This is a genomic window from Clostridium sp. K13 (assembly GCF_019734195.1).
GTDB lineage: Bacteria > Bacillota > Clostridia > Clostridiales > Clostridiaceae > Clostridium.
Map to the genome: position 1 here is coordinate 1 of NZ_JAASHM010000054.1, position 19,222 is coordinate 19,222.

General features: G+C 27.3%; 16 protein-coding genes, 1 tRNA gene, 1 pseudogene, 2 riboswitches and 1 other annotated feature. Of the genes and pseudogenes, 17 read left to right on the forward strand and 1 reads right to left on the reverse strand.

Annotated elements, in window-relative coordinates; all coding sequences use genetic code 11:
- Positions 1-99 precede the first annotated feature (99 nt).
- The 16 genes from HCG76_RS17670 to HCG76_RS17745 all read left to right on the forward strand — a co-directional run bounded on the left by HCG76_RS17670 (position 100) and on the right by HCG76_RS17745 (position 18,152).
- Positions 100-2,109 (forward strand): molybdopterin-dependent oxidoreductase, encoded by a 2,010-nt coding sequence (locus tag HCG76_RS17670; RefSeq protein WP_221701557.1) that lies wholly within the window; start codon positions 100-102, stop codon positions 2,107-2,109.
- 176 nt (positions 2,110-2,285) lie between these two features.
- Positions 2,286-3,056, forward strand: coding sequence for a DUF2087 domain-containing protein (locus HCG76_RS17675; RefSeq protein WP_221701558.1), 771 nt, complete (start codon positions 2,286-2,288; stop codon positions 3,054-3,056).
- A 12-nt stretch (positions 3,057-3,068) separates the two neighbouring features.
- The gene (locus HCG76_RS17680) at positions 3,069-3,959 is read left to right on the forward strand and encodes a GNAT family N-acetyltransferase (protein ID WP_221701559.1); all 891 of its coding nucleotides are present in this window, start codon (positions 3,069-3,071) and stop codon (positions 3,957-3,959) included.
- Positions 3,960-4,085: 126 nt separating this feature from the next.
- Positions 4,086-4,571 (forward strand): thiol peroxidase, encoded by a 486-nt coding sequence (tpx, locus tag HCG76_RS17685; protein ID WP_221701560.1) that lies wholly within the window; start codon positions 4,086-4,088, stop codon positions 4,569-4,571.
- Between the two features lie 24 nt (positions 4,572-4,595).
- Positions 4,596-4,928, forward strand: coding sequence for a hypothetical protein (locus tag HCG76_RS17690; RefSeq protein WP_221701561.1), 333 nt, complete (start codon positions 4,596-4,598; stop codon positions 4,926-4,928).
- A 271-nt stretch (positions 4,929-5,199) separates the two neighbouring features.
- Positions 5,200-6,309 carry an ABC transporter ATP-binding protein gene (locus HCG76_RS17695; RefSeq protein WP_221701562.1) on the forward strand — a complete coding sequence of 370 codons (1,110 nt, stop codon included), beginning with the start codon at positions 5,200-5,202 and terminating at the stop codon, positions 6,307-6,309.
- 25 nt (positions 6,310-6,334) lie between these two features.
- On the forward strand, positions 6,335-7,285 hold the full coding sequence (locus tag HCG76_RS19440; RefSeq protein WP_221701563.1) for a PucR family transcriptional regulator: 951 nt from the start codon (positions 6,335-6,337) through the stop codon (positions 7,283-7,285).
- 206 nt (positions 7,286-7,491) lie between these two features.
- A complete protein-coding gene (locus HCG76_RS19445; protein WP_221701564.1) occupies positions 7,492-8,451 on the forward strand; it encodes a PucR family transcriptional regulator in 960 nt (319 codons plus the stop codon).
- A 233-nt stretch (positions 8,452-8,684) separates the two neighbouring features.
- Positions 8,685-9,701 (forward strand): LacI family DNA-binding transcriptional regulator, encoded by a 1,017-nt coding sequence (locus tag HCG76_RS17710; protein ID WP_221701565.1) that lies wholly within the window; start codon positions 8,685-8,687, stop codon positions 9,699-9,701.
- A 64-nt stretch (positions 9,702-9,765) separates the two neighbouring features.
- A complete protein-coding gene (gene malQ / locus HCG76_RS17715) occupies positions 9,766-11,265 on the forward strand; it encodes a 4-alpha-glucanotransferase (RefSeq protein ID WP_221701566.1) in 1,500 nt (499 codons plus the stop codon).
- A 142-nt stretch (positions 11,266-11,407) separates the two neighbouring features.
- Positions 11,408-12,172 (forward strand): potassium channel family protein, encoded by a 765-nt coding sequence (locus HCG76_RS17720; RefSeq protein ID WP_221701567.1) that lies wholly within the window; start codon positions 11,408-11,410, stop codon positions 12,170-12,172.
- 62 nt (positions 12,173-12,234) lie between these two features.
- A tRNA-Leu gene (locus HCG76_RS17725) sits at positions 12,235-12,322 on the forward strand.
- 136 nt (positions 12,323-12,458) lie between these two features.
- Positions 12,459-13,418 (forward strand): D-2-hydroxyacid dehydrogenase, encoded by a 960-nt coding sequence (locus HCG76_RS17730; protein ID WP_221701568.1) that lies wholly within the window; start codon positions 12,459-12,461, stop codon positions 13,416-13,418.
- Between the two features lie 60 nt (positions 13,419-13,478).
- Positions 13,479-13,672: a binding site (T-box leader), on the forward strand.
- 89 nt (positions 13,673-13,761) lie between these two features.
- On the forward strand, positions 13,762-15,429 hold the full coding sequence (gene leuA / locus HCG76_RS17735; RefSeq protein WP_221701569.1) for a 2-isopropylmalate synthase: 1,668 nt from the start codon (positions 13,762-13,764) through the stop codon (positions 15,427-15,429).
- A gap of 69 nt (positions 15,430-15,498) precedes the next feature.
- Positions 15,499-15,572: riboswitch (glycine riboswitch) on the forward strand.
- Positions 15,573-15,665: riboswitch (glycine riboswitch) on the forward strand.
- Positions 15,666-15,802: 137 nt separating this feature from the next.
- Positions 15,803-17,209, forward strand: coding sequence for an alanine/glycine:cation symporter family protein (locus HCG76_RS17740; protein ID WP_221701570.1), 1,407 nt, complete (start codon positions 15,803-15,805; stop codon positions 17,207-17,209).
- Between the two features lie 211 nt (positions 17,210-17,420).
- Positions 17,421-18,152 (forward strand): glycoside hydrolase family 73 protein, encoded by a 732-nt coding sequence (locus HCG76_RS17745; protein ID WP_260458188.1) that lies wholly within the window; start codon positions 17,421-17,423, stop codon positions 18,150-18,152.
- A gap of 172 nt (positions 18,153-18,324) precedes the next feature.
- Here HCG76_RS17745 and HCG76_RS17750 read toward each other — a convergent pair whose 3' ends face one another.
- Positions 18,325-18,597 (reverse strand): acylphosphatase, encoded by a 273-nt coding sequence (locus tag HCG76_RS17750; RefSeq protein ID WP_221701572.1) that lies wholly within the window; start codon positions 18,595-18,597, stop codon positions 18,325-18,327.
- A 106-nt stretch (positions 18,598-18,703) separates the two neighbouring features.
- Here HCG76_RS17750 and ndk point away from each other — a divergent pair.
- Positions 18,704-19,114 (forward strand): annotated as a pseudogene (gene ndk / locus HCG76_RS17755) (nucleoside-diphosphate kinase).
- Positions 19,115-19,222 lie beyond the last annotated feature (108 nt).

A 19,222-nucleotide genomic window follows, 5' to 3' on the forward strand; every position in this document is an offset into this window, starting at 1 on the left:
GGTATTATTTAGTATCGCAAACCTATTGTATTTCCTTGGGCTGAGAAGAGCAATGTTCATATAACTTAACAGATCGTAAAAATATACAAGGAGGATAAAATGAAACAATTAAGCCATGGCTGCACATTGGATTGTGCTGATTGTTGTAAGTTTAAGATATATGTAGATAAAGATGAAGTTATAAAAATAGAAGGAGATAAAGAACATCCATATACTAAAGGGTTTATATGTAAAAAGGGGTTGGCTCATTTAAATAGGGCAAAGCATGAAAGAAGAATATATAAACCATTAATTAAGGTTAAGGGAGAATGGAAGGAAATTGAATTTAATAAAGCTATAGATATTATGGCAAAAAAATTAAATGAGTATAAAAATGAATTTGGAAGTAAATCAATTTTGTATTATGAGCAATATGGAAATGGAGCTTTGTTAAAGAGCGTAGGAGAAAAATTCTTTAACTTTTTTGGGGGAGTTAGTTTACCTAAGGGAGGACCTTGTTGGAGTGCTGGAATTGCAGCACAAAAGTTAGACTTTGGTGATTCTAGAAGTCACTCATTAGATGATATGATGAACAGCAAAAATATATTTGTATGGGGAAAGAATCCAGCAAATACTACTATACATACTATGCAAAGTATTAGAAAAGCTAAGGCTAACGGAAGTAAAGTTATAGTAATAGATCCAATTGAAACATCTACTACAAAATTAGCGGATAAATATGTTAGGATAAAGCCTAATGGAGATTTAGCACTAGCATTAGCAATGGGGAAAATAATAATTGAAAATAATTTATATGATGAAGAGTATATAAGATTATATGTTAATGGGTTTGAAGCTTATAAAAAATATTTATTATCACTAAATATTGAAGAATTAGCCTGTGAATGTGGCATAAAAATAAGTGAAATTACTGAACTTGTAAATTTATATTGTGAAAAGTATTCTACTATTTTATTAGGTTTTGGAATACAAAAATACAAAAATGGTGGAAAGGTTATTAGAACAATCGATGCTTTAGGTGCTATAACAGGGCAGATAGGCTTTAGTGGAGGTGGAGTAAATTATGCCAACAAAGTATATCCTAATATATTAAATAGCGATCCTTATAATAGTGAAGGATTTGCAACAAATAGGTATTTTTATGTTAGTGAAATAAGTGAATTTATAGAAAAATGCTGTTTAGGAAGTACATACTATAAAAATGATATATTTACAAATTGCAAAGGTGATAATAATTGTTATGAATTAAATATACCTATAAAAATGGCTGTAATAACTAAAAGTAATTTAATAAATCAACTTCCGAATATAAGTAAATTAAAAGAAGCATTATCAAAAGTAGAGTTTAAGGTATGTTTTGATATGTTTATGACTGATACAGCTAAGGAATGTGATTTATTTATACCAGTAACGAGCCAGCTTGAAAGTGAAGATTTATTATTTAGTTCTATGATGAATCCATATTTAATTTATAATGAAAAAGCAATAGAACCAAGAGAAGAGGCAATGGATGAATATTATTTCTTTATGGAGTTAGCTAAAAAATTAGAAATGAAGAATTATCCATATGTAACAAAGAGAGAGTACTTAGATAAAGTAATAAGTCCTTTAAAAAATAATAATAGTGATATAAGCTTAGAGTATTTAAAAAATAATTATTTTACACTTCATGAGGATATTGCTTGGAAAGATAAAAAATTTGCAAATGAAAGTGGAAAATTTGAGATTATAAGCTTTGAGGAGAGTGATAAAGAAATATATGCTGATAAAAAAGAGGATAAATTAAGATTATTAACTAATCATGGCAGAGATAGTTTATCAAGTCAGCATTTTATGGATGAAGAGGGGATTGCTATAGCCTATATTAATGAAGAAAGTGCAAAAATATTTAATATAGATAATGAAGAAATAATATGCTTAAAATCTGATAATGGACAAGTTGATGTTAAAATAAGAGTAGATAATTCTATTGGTAATAGCATAGTAATGATGTTTGTTGGATGGTGGGAGAGACATGGAAATCCTAATTTCTTAACTAATAGTGGTATATCTGATATTGGTGGACAAATTACTTATAATGAAACTTTTATAGAAATAATTAAAAGATAATAATTAAATTTATTAAAAAATCAGCAATTTAAAGTGCTGATTTTTATTTTATATAAAATTGACAGACAAAAACAAATAAAATTTATTTCATAAGTAAACTTAAATGATAAATGTCTATAAAATATTAGACAAAAATAGGAAATATCCATATAATTATATTAAAAGGAGTGAGAAAAATGAGTAAAGATAATAAAACAGAGTTATGGGATTCAAGTATTGAAGAAATACAAAAAGGATATATAGAAAAAGAAGAATATTATAAATGCTTAATTTGTAATGAAGTTTATACAAAGGGAAGAATTTATGAAGATGATTCATATTTATATGATGCTAAAAAGGCTACAGAGATTCATATAAGGAAAAAGCATAAGTCTATACTAGAATATTTATTAAATATGAATACAGGTTATACAGGTATTACAGAAGTGCAAAGAGAATTAATAGTATTGATTGCACAAGGGTTAACTGATAAAGAAATAGCTACTAAACTAGGTATAGCAACATCAACAGTAAGAAATCACAGATATAAATTAAGAGAAAAAGAAAAGCAAGCAAAATTATTTTTAGCAATGATGAATTTATTAGCTTCTAATACAAATAAGAGTATATGCAAAATGGATAATGAAGAGATATGTGATGCTCATGCAGGAGCAACAACATTAGATGATAGATTTAATATTACCGATAAGGAAAAAATACAAACAATTAAGAGTTATATGACAGAAGAGGGCGCACTTAAAAACTTCCCAGCAAAGGAAAAGAAGAAGATTATTATTTTAGAAGAAATAATGAAAAATTTTTTAAAGGGGAAAATTTATTCAGAAAAAGAAATAAATAGAATTTTAAAACGAATATATGAAGATAATGCTACTATAAGAAGATATCTAATTGAATATGGATTTTTAGATAGATCAAATGATTGTAGTAAGTACTGGGTAAAAGAATAAAGGATATTAAAAATGAAAAATAGTATTGAGAATAAAATATATTTTAAAAAATATATAGAAATGAATAATATGGAAAAAGAGTTAGCGTTACATTTCAGTAATTTAAAAAATAAAGATATTGATTCTATTAACAAGCTTGATGATATATTGTGTGGGAAAATATATGATAAGGGAAATGGTATAATATTTGCATTTAATAATAAAGAGATAATAGCTAAGATAGCTGTAGTTTTGGAATGTATAAAACCATTAGGCACTTCCTTTATTCATAATATAGAAATTAAAGATGAATTAGAAAATAGAGATGACTTTTTAATTTTGTTAATTAAAGAAGCAAAAGAGCTTGCAGTTAGCTATGGAGCTAAAAGTGTTAAATTAGGAATAAGGAATAATACTATATTAAATACTTTGAAAAAAGTTAATTTATATAGGGATTATTCTGCAATAAAAATGAAATTAAATGATAAATCGGTTAAAGAAGATGTTTTAGTGTTAGAAGAATTAACAATAGAAAATTCACAAAAGTATCTTGAAGTGTTTAATGATTCATTTAGTGATATGCCTCATGGAACCTGGCTAGATAATGAAGATCTTAATAGATATTTAAATAATAAAGAAGAAAGCAAATATTATTTTATGGTTAAAAATGATGATAATATAATAGGATTTATGAATTGTGAAATAGAAATTAATGAAGGTATGTTTGATATAGGATTATGTAAAAGCTATAGAGGAAAAGGTTTAGGGAAAAAACTTTTAGAGACTGCTATACAATTCTTAAATAATAAAAATGTAGCTAATATAGCATTAATAGTAATAGAAAAAAATAATATTGCTTATGAGATGTATAAAAAAAGAGGCTTTATTAAAGAAAATACTATAAGTGAATGGATAGAACTATAAATATAATAAAATCCAATGATGTAATAAATATATCATTGGATTTTATTTTTTATATAATTAAAATTTATGTACTTGGGGAATTATATTAATGGACCATTCATTAATAATTTAAAGGAGGTTTAGTTCATGCAAATAACATTTAATGGAGATCCAATTACTTTAGTTGGACCTAGACTTAATGTAGGAGACAATGCGCCTGATTTTCTTGTAGTAGATAATAATTTTAAAAATTTAACCTTAAAAGATACTTCGGGGAAAAGAATATTTGTAGTAGTTCCATCTATAGATACATCTGTTTGTGATATGGAAGTTAGAAAGTTTAATGAAGAAGCAACAAAGCTTTCAGATGTCACTGTATATGTTATATCTATGGACTTGCCATTTGCACAAGTAAGATGGTGTGGCAATGCTGGTATAGACAAGGTAATAACTTTATCAGATTATAAACAAAAAAGTTTTGGAAAACAATATGGAACTTTAATAGAAGAGTTTTGTTTTTTAACAAGAGCTATATTTGTTGTAGATGAAAATAATAAAATTACATATGTTGAATATTGCAAAGATGTTATAAATGAACCTAATTATGAAGAGGCATTAAAAGCAGTAAAATAATTTTATTATAAGGAGATAATAGTTATGAGCATAAAAGAAAGAATAAATGAAATGAAAATACATCATGAAGAAAAGAAAGAAGAAAGACATGAAAGACATGAAGAAAAGAAGTTTGCTCATAAATTAGAACATCAAATGAAGCAAGAAGTAAGGGAAGAAGAGAAAGCTGAAAAAGAAGCTTATCATGAAGTTAGAAAAGAATTAAGAGAAGAAAAAAAGGGTTATAAACAAGAAGAAAAAGATGCGAAAAAATTTGCTAAAGAATTAGATAAAGATATAAGAGAATTTGAAAAGGAAGATAGAAAAGAGCAAAAAGAATTTGCAAAAGCAATAAAAAAGCAAATGGAAAATGAATAGTTAATAATAGATGGGCATAAAATCATTAGCATAAAAAGGCATAATGATTTTATGCTTTTATGTTAATGATTTTGAATGTTATGTAGTAATGATATATAATATTTTTGTGAATATATCAATAAAATTAGAGAAAATATACAAACATTATATATATTTTAGATAAAATTACAAATAATAGGTTTCATATTTGGAAATATTACATATAGATGAAAACAGTTACAAGGTGTACAATAAATATAACAAGTGAAGTTAATTTATGGGAGGAATAAAAATGGCAAATTTATCATTACAACATATTTATAAAATATATCAAGGAGACGTAACAGCAGTTAAGGACTTTAACTTAGAAATTGAAGATAAAGAATTTATAGTATTCGTTGGACCATCAGGATGTGGTAAATCAACAACATTAAGAATGATCGCTGGGCTTGAAGATATATCAAAGGGAGAATTATATATAGGGGACAAGCTTGTAAATGACGTTGAACCTAAGGAAAGAGATATAGCAATGGTTTTCCAAAACTACGCTTTATATCCACATATGACAGTTTTCGATAACATGGCATTTGCTTTAAAATTAAGAAAGGTTCCAAAAGCTGAAATTGAACAAAAGGTTACAGAAGCAGCAAAGATCCTAGACATTGAACATTTATTAAAGAGAAAACCAAAGGCTTTATCTGGAGGTCAAAGACAAAGAGTTGCTTTAGGAAGAGCTATAGTAAGACATCCAAAAGTATTCTTAATGGACGAGCCTTTATCAAACTTAGATGCTAAATTAAGAGTTCAAATGAGAACTGAAATTATAAAATTATATAGAAAATTACAAACAACATTTATATATGTAACACATGACCAAGTAGAAGCTATGACAATGGGTACTAGAATAGTAGTTATGAAGGATGGAGTTATCCAACAAGTTGATACACCACAAAATATCTACAATTATCCTGCAAATCTTTTCGTTGCTGGATTTATTGGAAGTCCACAAATGAACTTTATAGAAGGAAAAGTTGAAAAAGAAGGAAATGAAGTTGTTGCTATATTTGGTGATAACAAAATAGTATTCCCTAAAGAAAATGCACAAACTTTAGTTAAAGAAGGTTATGTTGGAAAAACTGTAACATTAGGTATTAGACCAGAACATTTAAGTGATGATGCAGAACTTATTGCAGCAAATCCAAATAGCATAGTAAAAGGAAATGTAGAAGTTATAGAACTTATGGGAGCTGAAAGTTACATCTATACTAGATGTGGAAAAGATCCATTAAATGTAAGAGTTGAAGGAACAACTAATCTAAAAATTGGAGAAGTTGCAAAGCTTCACTTAAGAGCAGAAAAGTTACATGTATTTGATAAAGAAACAGAAATAAGAATTGTATAATAATTAGTTTTCTGGAGGAGATATCGTGAAGTGTATTGAGAAACTGGTAAATGAAATATATAGTAGTTGTAAAATACCCTTCCAATTAATAATTAATGAAGTAGGAGAATTTTCTACACCAGAATTTGAATTAGTACAAAATTATATAGAAAAATATTTTTGTTATAATAACACTGAGTGCTGCATAAGAACTAATGCAGCACTTAGTGCTACAATTGATTTGTTACAATTTTGTATAGAGGAAAAATTAAAAGGTGTATATTTAAATAGAAATAGTATAATTTCGTTATTATTAACTGGTAAGGAAGTAGATGATGGAGTAATAAAAGCAAGTTGGCCAGTTATTACAAAAGAGTTTAATCTTATAAATATATATGTAAATAATTATAGTGATGAATTATTATCATATATTAAACAAGGTTATGTAGAGAGTGAAATTGAAATATTATTATATAAGGGTAATATACTTATGATTGGTAACTTTGAAGATTTGTTAGAACATGCTCAAAGTATAAAAGATACAATTGAAAGTATAGTATCTGGAAAATGTTACATAAGCTATTGTGAAGTTGATAATTACTTTAATCTAAAAAAATATTATGAAGATACTTCTTATAAGATTGAATTAGCTATTAAATATAATATTATGGAAAGTGTATTTGATGCAAATAGACTTATATTAGAAGGGATAATAGATTCTGTATCAGATAAAATGAAACAGGATATTTATGATAAATTTAAAAAAGGAATATCAAAATTAGATAATGAAATGATTAGAACTATGGAAGTGTTTTTTAAATGTGGACTTAATTTAAGTGAAGCAGCAAAAGAATTATATATCCATAGAAATACATTAATATATAGATTGGACAAGATCCAAAAATATACTAACTATGATATAAGAGAGTTTAATGAAGCAGTATTATTAAAAATAATTTTCTTTATTTGGAAGGAAAAAAACGAAAAAAATACTTGAAAATGTTTTCAAAATAGTATATAATAGTAATGGAAGCGATACCGACACACTTAAGTAATAGAAGAAATTTGAATGTTTCTTCAATTTCTACCAAGGTTTTAATCTAAAATCTTGGTAGAAAAAAATTTTTTATAAAGGTCGGTAACGATACCGATAATAATGCTTTTAATATCTTAAATATAAAAAAGGTTTTTAGGGGGGATAGAGTGAAGTGTATAAAGAGGTTGATAAATGATGTATATGACAGCTCTAAAATACCATTTCAATTAATTATTGATGGAGTAGGAATATATTCTTCACCTAAATTTAAAATTAAGAAGAGGTATATTAGAAAAAGATCAGACTATCGAGACATTAAATACACTATAATTGTAAGTGAAGAATATAAATTAGTTGTTGATTTATTAAAAAGTTATTTAGAAAATAAATTCCAAGAAATAATAATTAAAAAAGATGATTTAATTATTGCATTATTAGAAGAAAAGAAAATAGATGATGAAGTTATAGAAATAGTTTGGCCAGAATTAAATAAGAGTTTCGAATTAGTAAATATTTTTTTAAGTGAATATTCCAATAGAGTATATGAGGTTATAAAAGAACAATATTTAGATAGTAAGCTTAAAGTAATATTATATAATAATAATATAGTTATAGTTGGAATAGAAAAGGATGTTTTACAAGAAGTAGAAAATATTAAAGAAAAGATAAATGATTTATATTTTGAAAGATTTTATATAACATATTGTAAGGTATCCGATTATAAAAGGTTAAAAAAATGTTATAATGAAACTTTATATAGGTTAAAATTAGCAAATAAATATAATATTAAAGATATAATATTTGATGATAAGAAACTTATATTAGAAGGGTTAATAGATTCTATATCAGAAGAGATGAAAGATAAAATATCTAATGATGTTAATTCTAAAATATCCCAATTAGATAATGAAATGATAAGAACCATAGAGGTTTTCTTTGAATGTGGATTAAATTTAAGTGATTCAGCCAAGGCGTTGTATATCCATAGAAATACATTAATATATAGATTAGATAAAATACAAAAAGTAACATCCTATGACATAAGAGAATTTAATAATGCAATGATATTTAAAATAATTTTCTTATATATAGGAAGAAAAAACAATTTAACTGTTGAAAAAGTTTGATGAATAGGATACAATTGTATTTGGAAACGATACCGAAAACGAAGAAAAATAAATAGTAATTTTATGTAGTTTATAGATAGACATAAGTGAATCATTAGTGTAATATTTATTAAGATTAATGAATCACGATAATGTTAATAATATTTTTTGTGATCCATGTAGTAGTATTTTTATTAACTAGGTAACGATACCATATAACCATTCAAAATATTTTTTTTAAGGGAGTTTTATGAATGAATATAAGAGATATTGCAAGGATTTCAGGAGTTGGTGTTAGTACTGTATCACGTGTATTAAATAATCATCCTGACGTGAAAGAAAGTACACGTGAAAATGTTTTACGTGTAATAAAAGAAAGTAACTATGTACCTAATAATAGTGCAAGAATATTAAAGCAAAATAATACTAAAAATATAGGAGTTTTAGTTAAAGGGGTTTTTAATCCATTTTTCTCAGAGCTTATAAACGTTATTGGAAATAAAATAAACGAACATAAATATACAATGATACTTCAGCAAAATGATTATGTATTAGAGCATGAAGTTGAGAATATTATTTCTTTTGTAAAAGAGAAGAGACTTCAGGGGATAATATGTTTAGGTGGAAACTTTATTGACTTAGATGAAGATAGTTTTAGAAATATTGATGTTCCTGTTATATTAACGTCAGTTAATACAGTATCATCATTAGGTAGAGATAAATATTCTACTGTTGGAATAGATAATTTAGAATCAGCTTATAATGCCACTAACTATTTAATCCAAAAAGGACATAAAAATATAGCTTTAATGATTGGTGAAGAAAATGACTTTTGTGTTAGCTGGTGGAGATATAAGGGCTATATTAAGGCATTAAAAGAAAATAATATTGAACCAAATGATGATAATTTAATTATTGGTGATTATGATAGTAAAATTGCATATGAAGTAACTATGGAATTTTTAAAAAAGCGCAAGGATATAACAGCTATTTTTGCAATTTCTGATTTTATGGCAATGGGAGTGGCTAAAGCTGTAACAAATAGTGGTCTAACTGTTGGAAAAGATATATCAATAGTTGGGTTTGATGGTATGGATGTAAGTTGTTACTATAATCCAGGTATTACTACTATAAAACAGCCTAAAGAGGAAATGGCAATAAAGAGTGTTGAAATTTTATTCAATCTTTTAAAGGATAAATGTGAAAATCAACATGTTTTATTAGATACAGAGTTAATAGAGAGGGAATCTTGTGCAGAATTAAATAATTAGAAAAGTTTAGTGTATAAAATAATTTATATAATAAAATCTATTGTTATAAAAGGAGCAGAGGTATATGGAAAGAAGTGCAGGAGTTATAATGCATATTGCTTCATTACCAGGAAAGTTTGGTATTGGAACTTTTGGAAAAGAAGCATATGAATATGTGGAGTTTTTATTTAAATCAGGGTTAAGATATTGGCAAATACTACCATTAGGACAGACTGGATATGGAGATTCACCATACCAATCTTTTTCGGCATTTGCAGGTAATCCTTATTTTATTGATTTTGACATATTAAATAAACAAGGACTTTTAAATGAAGAAGAATATATAAATGAAAATTATGGAGATAACGCTGAATATATAGATTATGGTCTTTTGTTTAAAGTTAAATATGAAGTATTAAGAAGAGCTTATAATAATTTTAAGAATATAGATAATATTTATTTAAAGGAAGAATTTAATAAATTTATTAATGAAAATAAATCATGGTTAGATGATTATTCATTGTATATGGCTGTTAAAGGAAGATTTAATCTTGCAAGTTGGCAAGAGTGGGATGAAGATATAAAGAAGAGACAACCAGAAGCAATGGAAAGATATAGACAAGAGCTATCTGATGAAATAGAGTTTTGTTCATTTATTCAATTCATTTTCTTTAAGCAATGGAACGAATTAAAATCATATGCAAATGAAAAAGGAATAGAAATTATAGGTGACATGCCGATTTATGTTGCAGAAGATAGTGCTGATGTTTGGAGTAATCCGGAAGCGTATTTAATATATAATGAGACATTAAAACCTATAGCAGTTGCAGGCTGCCCTCCAGATGCATTTTCTGAAACAGGACAATTGTGGGGAAATCCTTTATATGATTGGAACTACATGGAGAAAACTGGCTATAAATGGTGGATTAAAAGAGTCAAAGAAAGTTTAAAACTTTATGATGTTGTAAGAATAGATCATTTTAGAGGGTTTGAAAGCTATTGGGAAATACCTTATGGTGAAGATACAGCTATAAAGGGTAAATGGGTAAAAGGACCAGGAATTAAACTATTCAATGCTATTAGAGAAGAATTAGGCGAAATTAATGTTATAGCTGAAGATTTAGGTTTTTTAACTGAAGAGGTTAGAGAATTCTTAAAAGAAAGTAAATTCCCAGGAATGAAAGTATTACAATTTGCATTTGATTCAAGAGAAGAAAGTAATTATTTACCTCATACCTATACAAACAATTGTATAGCATATACAGGAACTCATGACAATGATACTTTTAGAGGCTGGTTTGAGTTAACAGGAAGCAAATCAGATGTTGAATATTGTAAGCAATATTTAGCTTTATCTGATGCTGAAGGATATAATTGGGGATTCATAAGAGGTGTTTGGAGTAGTGTAGCTGATGTATCAATTGCTTTAATGCAAGATTTCTTAAATTTAGGTAATGAAACAAGAGTTAATTTCCCTTCTACATTAGGAGAAAATTGGAAGTGGAGAGCTAAAGAAGGAAGTTATACAACTGAGCTAGCAGATAAAATATATGAATATACTAAAATGTATGGAAGATGTAAATAAAACAAAAGGCTATTGCTAAATAAGCAATAGCCTTTTTGGACAAGTTTTATAGGTAATTAATATATAAGTTGATTTCATATATATATAATATCTTACATAAATATAAATATATTAAATAATATTTATAAAGGATATAAGTTTCATGAGTAAAAAAAGTATATATGATTTTTTTATAGGATTATTAGCACTTATGCTATCTTTGATGTTAGTAATTGAAATATTTATTAATATACCAAATGAAGTTAGATGGAGTTTTTATTATATAGATAATATAGTGAGATTAATCTTTATAGGAGATTATTTTACTAGATTAGCAATAAGTAAAGGTAAAAGAAGTTTTATAAGAAGAAATATAATTGATTTACTTTCAATTTTTCCTATAAAGGTTTATATAAAAGTATTAGGATTTACGATTTTGCCTAGTATTATTAATCCATCATATTGCATAAAAATAATTAAGTTTATAATGCTTATAATATGTGCTATAAAATTTAAAATTAGAGTTAAAGATGAGATACGTAAAAGTAGACTGAATTTTTTATTAGTAATATCAACAATATTTATTGTTATAGGTGCTGTATTAATTTCCTTAGTAGAAGGAATGTCTATAGGAGATGCGCTATGGTGGAGTTTTGTTACTTTTACAACTGTTGGATATGGAGATGTTTTACTAAAAACTCAACTAGGAAGAACAATAGCAGTATTACTAATGATAATAGGTATAGGAGTTATTGGAGTTATAACTACAAGTTTAACATTATATATTGTTGGTGGTAGAAAAGGCATGAAAAAAACATATAAAGATATTGTAATAGATGATGTAAAGAGTATGCTAGATAATTATGATGACTTAACAATAGAAGATATTGATAATATAGCTAAAATTTTAAAATCATTAAAGGATTAAATGGAAAATAATAATTGAATTTATATTTCTAGTAATTTAAAATTATAGTGAGAGTCATTTATGCAGATATGCTGGAATAGGCAGACAGGATAGATTGAGGGTCTATTGAGGGAATTACTCGTGTGGGTTCAAGTCCCACTATCTGCACCAACTTAATATATTAGAGACTATTTCAAGGAAAGATACAGAGTTCAATAGTTAACTTATAAAATATTAAGCTCTTTGTATATTTACTTTTATGAAGTAGTCTTTTTGCTATTTATTTAAATAAAGAGAGGAGTTTATAATGAAAAAGATAGTAATTTTAGATGGAAAAACATTGGGAGATGTTAATTTAGAGGGGTTAAAGGAAATAGGTGAAGTTAAATACTATGATACTACAAGTACTAATGAGGTGAAGGAGAGAGTACGAGAAGCAAATATAATATTAACTAACAAGGTAGTTTTAAACAGAGAAAATTTAAGTGAAGCGAATAATTTAGAATTTATAGCAGAGGTAGCTACTGGGTTTAATAATATAGATATAGAGTATGCTAAAGAAAAGGGGATAGGAGTAGCTAATGTTGCTGGATATTCTACTAGTGCAGTTGTACAACATACATTTGCAGCAACATTGGCTTTATTAGATGAAGTTAATTATTATGACAAATATGTTAAAAGTGGAGAATATTCAAAATCAGGATTATTTACATGCTTAGATAAGCCTTATTATGAGATAGAAGGTAAAGTATGGGGAATAATAGGTCTTGGTAATATTGGTAAGAGAGTAGCGAAAATAGCAGAAGCTTTTGGGGCAAAGGTAGTATATTATTCAACTACAGGAAGAAATTCAAGTAGTGAATTTAATAGAGTATCATTTGAAGAATTATTAGCTAATAGTGATATTATTTCAATACATGCACCATTAAATGAAAATACTATAGGATTAATTAATTATGATGCAATATGCAAAATGAAAAGTTCATCTATAGTAGTTAATATGGGAAGAGGGCCTATTGTTGTTGAAGAAGATTTAGCTAGAGCAATTGATGAGGATAAAATTAGAGGAGCTGCTTTAGATGTATTTGAGGTAGAGCCAATAAAGGAAAATAATTCACTTTTATCAATGAAAAATAAGGACAGGGTAATATTATCACCTCATATAGCTTGGGCAAGTGTAGAAGCTAGAGAAAGACTATTTAAGGAAGTTATAGAAAATATAAAAGCTTTTTATAATGGGGAAATTAGAAATAGGGTAGAAAAATAAAAAAATATTACTATATTGACAAAAATATACTGTTATAGTAATATTATAAAAAACGTTATAATATAGGCAAGGATTGAGAGTAGTAAAAAATAATTATTTTTCAGAGAGTAGACGGTTGCTGCAAGTCTATAAATTAATATTTTTGAACTTGCTCATGAGCTATAAAGATGAAATTATAGTAATCTTTATCGGATAATACCGTTATTTTAATTAAGTATAATTTTTGGATGGTACCGCGCAAACACGCTCCAATATAAGGTGTGTTTGCGTGTTTTTTTTACTTAATTTTAAATAATGTATTTCAAATTTATTATATTTTAAATTTAAAAGGGGGCTTTTATAGGTGTTAAATTATAGTAAGTATAGGAGATTTGAAACAATAAATTTTAGGGAAAGAACTTGGCCAAATAATATTGTTGAAAAAGCACCAATATGGTGTAGTGTTGATTTAAGAGATGGAAATCAAGCTCTTATAAATCCAATGAATATAGATGAAAAAATAGAGTTCTTTAATTTGTTAGTTAAATTGGGGTTTAAAGAAATAGAGGTTGGTTTTCCATCAGCTTCTAAGATAGAATATGATTTTTTAAGAAAATTAGTTGATGAAAATTATATTCCTGATGATGTAGTGGTTCAAGTGTTAACACAGGCTAGACCACATTTAATAGAAAAGACTTTTGAAGCATTAAAGGGAGTTAAACAAGCTGTAGTTCATATATATAATTCTACATCAGTACTGCAAAGAGATGTTGTATTTAATATGAGTAAAGATGAAATAAAGAAAATTGCTATAGAAGGAACAGAGCTTGTTAAAAAGTATGCATCTGATTTTGAAGGAAAAGTATTTTTAGAATATTCACCAGAAAGTTTTACAGGAACAGAGGTAGATTATGCACTTGAAGTATGTGATGCAGTAGCAGATGTTTGGGGAGCAACACAAGATAATAAAATAATAATAAATCTTCCATCTACAGTTCAAATGGATACACCAAATGTATTTGCTGATCAAGTAGAATATATGTGTAAGAATTTTAAAGATAGAAATAGAATAATAGTAAGTGTACATCCACACAATGATAGGGGCACTGGTGTGGCAGATGCAGAGTTAGCACTTTTAGCAGGAGCGGATAGAGTGGAAGGTACTTTGTTTGGAAATGGAGAAAGAACTGGAAATGTTGATGTGATTACTGTTGCATATAATATGTTTTCGCATGGAGTAAATCCAATGTTAAATCTTGAAAATATAAATGAAATAATAGAAATATATGAAAGATGCGTTAAGATACCTGTTCATGTAAGACATCCTTATGCAGGAAATTTAGTATTTACTGCATTTTCAGGTTCCCATCAAGATGCTATAAATAAAGGTATGAAGAAGTATGAGGAAAGAGGATCTAAATTATGGGAAGTACCATATTTACCTGTTGATCCAAATGACTTAGGAAGGGAATATGAACCTTTAGTAAGAATAAATAGCCAATCAGGAAAAGGTGGTGTAGCCTTTGTAATGGATCATTGTTTCGGATATAAGTTGCCAAAAGTAATGCAACAAGAATTTGCAGAAGTAGTACAAAAAATATCAGAGGCAAAAGGAGAAGTTCAACCAAATGAAATTTTAGAGGCATTTAAGAATGAGTACTTAGAATTACATGAACCATTTAAATTAATAAATATATCTATATCTGATGTAGATCATGGAGCAAGTGAAACTACTAAGGTTAAAGCTAGAATTAAATATAATGATGTAGAAATGGATATAGAGGGAGTTGGGAATGGACCTATAGATTCTTTAGGAAAAGCTTTATATAATAGTAATTTAATAAATATATCTATTATGGATTATAAAGAACACGCATTAAGTAAGGGATCAGAAGCGGAAGCAGCAGCTTATGTTTACATGAAAAGAAATGATATAGAAAAGAAAACATTTGGTGTTGGAGTTGATAGTAATATTACACGTGCATCAATAAAATCTATAATAAGTGCAATAAATAGATTATATAAAATGTAAAAAATGAAAAAATATATTGATTTTATTCAAATTAATGTATATAATGGCTTTATAATTTAATATGTTCGGATGAAGGTAATGGGAGAGCGATTTAAATCCACCGAAGAAGTAAATCTTTCAGGTATTAGGACCGTTACTGGACGAGCCTCTGGAGAGACTCATATTAGAGCACCGAAGGAGCAAGGTTTAATTAATATTAAACTGAAACTCTCAGGTAAAAGGACAGGGGATAAAAGTAGTTTAGAGTAAAAATTAATAGTGAATAATTGAAATAAAGTGCGAAACACTTTTATTTAATGTATTTACTGTACTTTAAAGCTTATAATTACTTTTAATCTCCTCCTATAAATTAATTTTTAAGGGGGATTTTTTTATGCAAATTTTTGAGGTAATTGAAAAAATATTAAGAGGAATTAATGATATTGTATGGGGGCCACCATTATTAATATTATTAGTTGGAACAGGTTTATACTTTACATTTAAGTTGAAATTATTACAAATATTTAAGCTTCCATTAGCATTAAAATATTTATTTTCAAAAGATGATGAAGAGTGTGATGATGAAGCAAAGGGTGATGTATCAAGTTTTGCAGCACTATGTACAGCTTTATCAGCAACAATAGGTACTGGTAACATAGTAGGTGTTGCTACTGCTATAGCAGCAGGAGGTCCAGGAGCTCTTTTATGGATGTGGGTAGCAGCATTTTTTGGAATGGCAACTAAGTATGCAGAAGGTGTTTTAGCAATTAAGTATAGAGAAGTAGATGAAAATGGACAAATGTCTGGTGGACCTATGTACTATATAGAAAAAGGTGTAGGAAATAAGTTTTTAGCTAAAATGTTTGCTGTTTTTGGTGTTGGAGTAGCACTTTTAGGAATAGGAACATTTGGTCAAGTAAATTCTATAGCATCAGCAGCTAATATTACATTTAATATTCCATCTTGGGTTAGTGCATTAATTATAACTATATTAGTAGCATTAGTTACATTAGGTGGTATAAAGAGAATATCTAAAGTTGCTGAAAAAATAGTTCCATCAATGGCGATTATATATATATTAGGAGCATTAATGGTATTAATGTTTAATTTTAAGGAGATACCAGAAGCTATAATGCTAATAATTCATAGTGCAGTAAATCCTAGAGCAGCATTAGGTGGTGCAGCTGGTATAACTGTAGCAATAGCAATTCAAAGAGGAGTTGGAAGAGGAGTATTTTCTAATGAAGCAGGTTTAGGAAGTGCGCCTATAGCAGCGGCAGCAGCTAAAACTAAATCTCCAGTAAAGCAAGGATTAATTTCAATGACAGGAACATTTATAGACACAATAATAATCTGTACAATGACAGGTTTAGCTATAGTTTTAACTGGAAGCTTTGATAGTGGATTAGAAGGAGCAGCAATGACTACTGCAGCATTTCAACAAGGATTACCTTTTGCTATAGTAGGAAAGTATATAGTAAATATAGGATTAATATTCTTTGCATTTACTACTATTATAGGATGGAATTATTATGGAGAAAGATGTATTGAATATTTAACAGGAGTTAAGGGAATAAAGGCGTATAAAATTATATTTATAATATTTGTAGGAGTAGGACCTTTCTTATCATTGGATTTAGTATTTATAATAGCTGATATAGTAAATGGATTAATGGCATTACCAAATTTAGTTGGATTAATAGCATTAAGACATGTAGTAATAAATGAAACTAATGAGTTTTTTGAAAAGTTAAAAATAGAAAATGATATATTAAAAGATAAAAAATTGCAGATTAATTAAGAAAATAAAGAACCTATGTATATTTTTAAAATATACATAGGTTCTTTATTTTCTTTAAAAAGTTAAGTATTAAAGGTGTAATAAATTCATATTATTAAATGTAATAAAAAATGAAAGAATGAAAAATAATTACTTAAAATGCATAAAGAATTTTAAGATAAAAATACTAACTGTATATATAGAGTATTTTAAATTTATAGGAGAGTTGAAAATGAGAAAAAACATTAAGTATGATGGTTTGAGAACTTATGCACAAAAAAGTAAAAAAGTAAAGTTAGGAAAAATATTTTTAGCCAGTATATTTACAATTGTTATATTATATATAATGATTTTTAATTTAAAGGATAACGTTTCTAATGAAATAAACAGTTTGCAGGAAGTATCTGTTATGGAGAATAAAGAGAAGGGAAATAGTACTGAAGAAGAAAATTTAGAGGCTAGTAATCAAGAAGTATATTCTAATACATATATAGATAGTGAAAAAATGGGCTTCTTACAAAAAATTTCAGAAGGAGCTAAAAGTAATTATAATAAATATGGGATATTACCATCAATAACTATGGCGCAAGCCATATTGGAATCAGGCTGGGGCAATTCTGAATTAGCAGTTACTCATAATAATTTATTTGGAATTAAAGCAGACTCAAGATGGAATGGAGCAGTTGCAACTATAACAACCAGTGAAAATTATAATGATTCTACAGTAGCTAATTTTAGAAAGTACGATAATATTAACGAATCTATTGAAGATCATGGAAAGTTTTTATATGAAAACTCAAGGTATACTGAATATGGATTATTTAATGCAAAAAACTACAAAAGTCAAGCTCAAGCATTAGAAGATGCAGGATACAGTACAGTTAAAAATGAGGGGGGAGAGCCAATATATGCTGATAAATTAATATCACTTATTGAAAAATACAACCTAATGCAATATGACTAAACTGCGAACTAAAGCTTAAGTCTGCAATTTAAGCTTAATCCCCCTAAAGTTAACGACTTATCATACAAATTTGTAGCAGGAGTCGTTAACTATAAGTCGGAGAACTAAGAAAAACAATGAAGAGAAAAAATTAATATTCCATTTTCGTTCTCACTGTAGTTCGCAGTTTATTTCAATAGCGTTCTGTGAAGGTACGTTCTTGTGGTAGTACATCTATTTTCTTTTGATATAGTTCATCAACTCTTATGAAGCGATTTCCTTTTTTTATGGTTTTGATGAATTTTTCAATTTCTTTTTCTTCACCTTGAACTTCCATTTCTACCATGCCATTATCCATATTTCTAACCCAGCCAGTTAAATCAGTTGTACGAGCATTCATTGTACAGAAGAATCTAAAACCTACACCTTGTACACGACCTTCAACAATTATGTAATATCTAACCATAGAAAAACCTCCTTATAATTATATATATCTAGAATTATAGCATATATAAAAATAGTATATATATCATATAATACTATGAGTAAAAATAAAATTTAGGGGTGGGGTCATGGAAAAAACATTAGTATTAATTAAGCCAGATGCTGTAGAGCAAAATATAATAGGGGATATACTAAGTTTTTATGAGAAAAATGGATTAAAGATTGTTGCTTTGAAAATGGAATTAGTAGAAGGAAAAATAGCAGAAGAACATTACTCAGAGCATTATGGAAAGAGTTTTTATAATTCATTAATTTAATTTATTACACGAAGTCCATTATGTGCATTAATATTAGAAGGAAAAGATTGTATTAGTAAGGTTAGAGAGATAAATGGAGCTACAAATCCAAAGGAACAAAAAGAAGGAACTATAAGAAAAAAATATGCTAAAGGAATAACAGAAAATTGCGTACATGCATCGGATTCCATTGAAAGCTCAGAAAGAGAAATAAAAATATGGTTTCCTAACTTTAAACTTTAAATGTAAAGCTTTAAATATTAAAAGTATAAAAGGGGCTGTCGCACTAAATAATTAGTGCGAGGCCCCTTTTGCAAAAAAAAAAAATAAATCCCAGACTCTATAAGCCTA

Coding starts and splice junctions, on each gene's coding strand:
- HCG76_RS17670 (WP_221701557.1), top strand. CDS start 100: ATGAAACAATTAAGCCATGGCTGCACATTGGATTGTGCTGATTGTTGT.
- HCG76_RS17675 (WP_221701558.1), top strand. CDS start 2,286: ATGAGTAAAGATAATAAAACAGAGTTATGGGATTCAAGTATTGAAGAA.
- HCG76_RS17680 (WP_221701559.1), top strand. CDS start 3,069: ATGAAAAATAGTATTGAGAATAAAATATATTTTAAAAAATATATAGAA.
- tpx (WP_221701560.1), top strand. CDS start 4,086: ATGCAAATAACATTTAATGGAGATCCAATTACTTTAGTTGGACCTAGA.
- HCG76_RS17690 (WP_221701561.1), top strand. CDS start 4,596: ATGAGCATAAAAGAAAGAATAAATGAAATGAAAATACATCATGAAGAA.
- HCG76_RS17695 (WP_221701562.1), top strand. CDS start 5,200: ATGGCAAATTTATCATTACAACATATTTATAAAATATATCAAGGAGAC.
- HCG76_RS17710 (WP_221701565.1), top strand. CDS start 8,685: ATGAATATAAGAGATATTGCAAGGATTTCAGGAGTTGGTGTTAGTACT.
- malQ (WP_221701566.1), top strand. CDS start 9,766: ATGGAAAGAAGTGCAGGAGTTATAATGCATATTGCTTCATTACCAGGA.
- HCG76_RS17720 (WP_221701567.1), top strand. CDS start 11,408: ATGAGTAAAAAAAGTATATATGATTTTTTTATAGGATTATTAGCACTT.
- HCG76_RS17730 (WP_221701568.1), top strand. CDS start 12,459: ATGAAAAAGATAGTAATTTTAGATGGAAAAACATTGGGAGATGTTAAT.
- HCG76_RS17740 (WP_221701570.1), top strand. CDS start 15,803: ATGCAAATTTTTGAGGTAATTGAAAAAATATTAAGAGGAATTAATGAT.
- HCG76_RS17745 (WP_260458188.1), top strand. CDS start 17,421: ATGAGAAAAAACATTAAGTATGATGGTTTGAGAACTTATGCACAAAAA.
- HCG76_RS17750 (WP_221701572.1), bottom strand. CDS start 18,597: ATGGTTAGATATTACATAATTGTTGAAGGTCGTGTACAAGGTGTAGGT.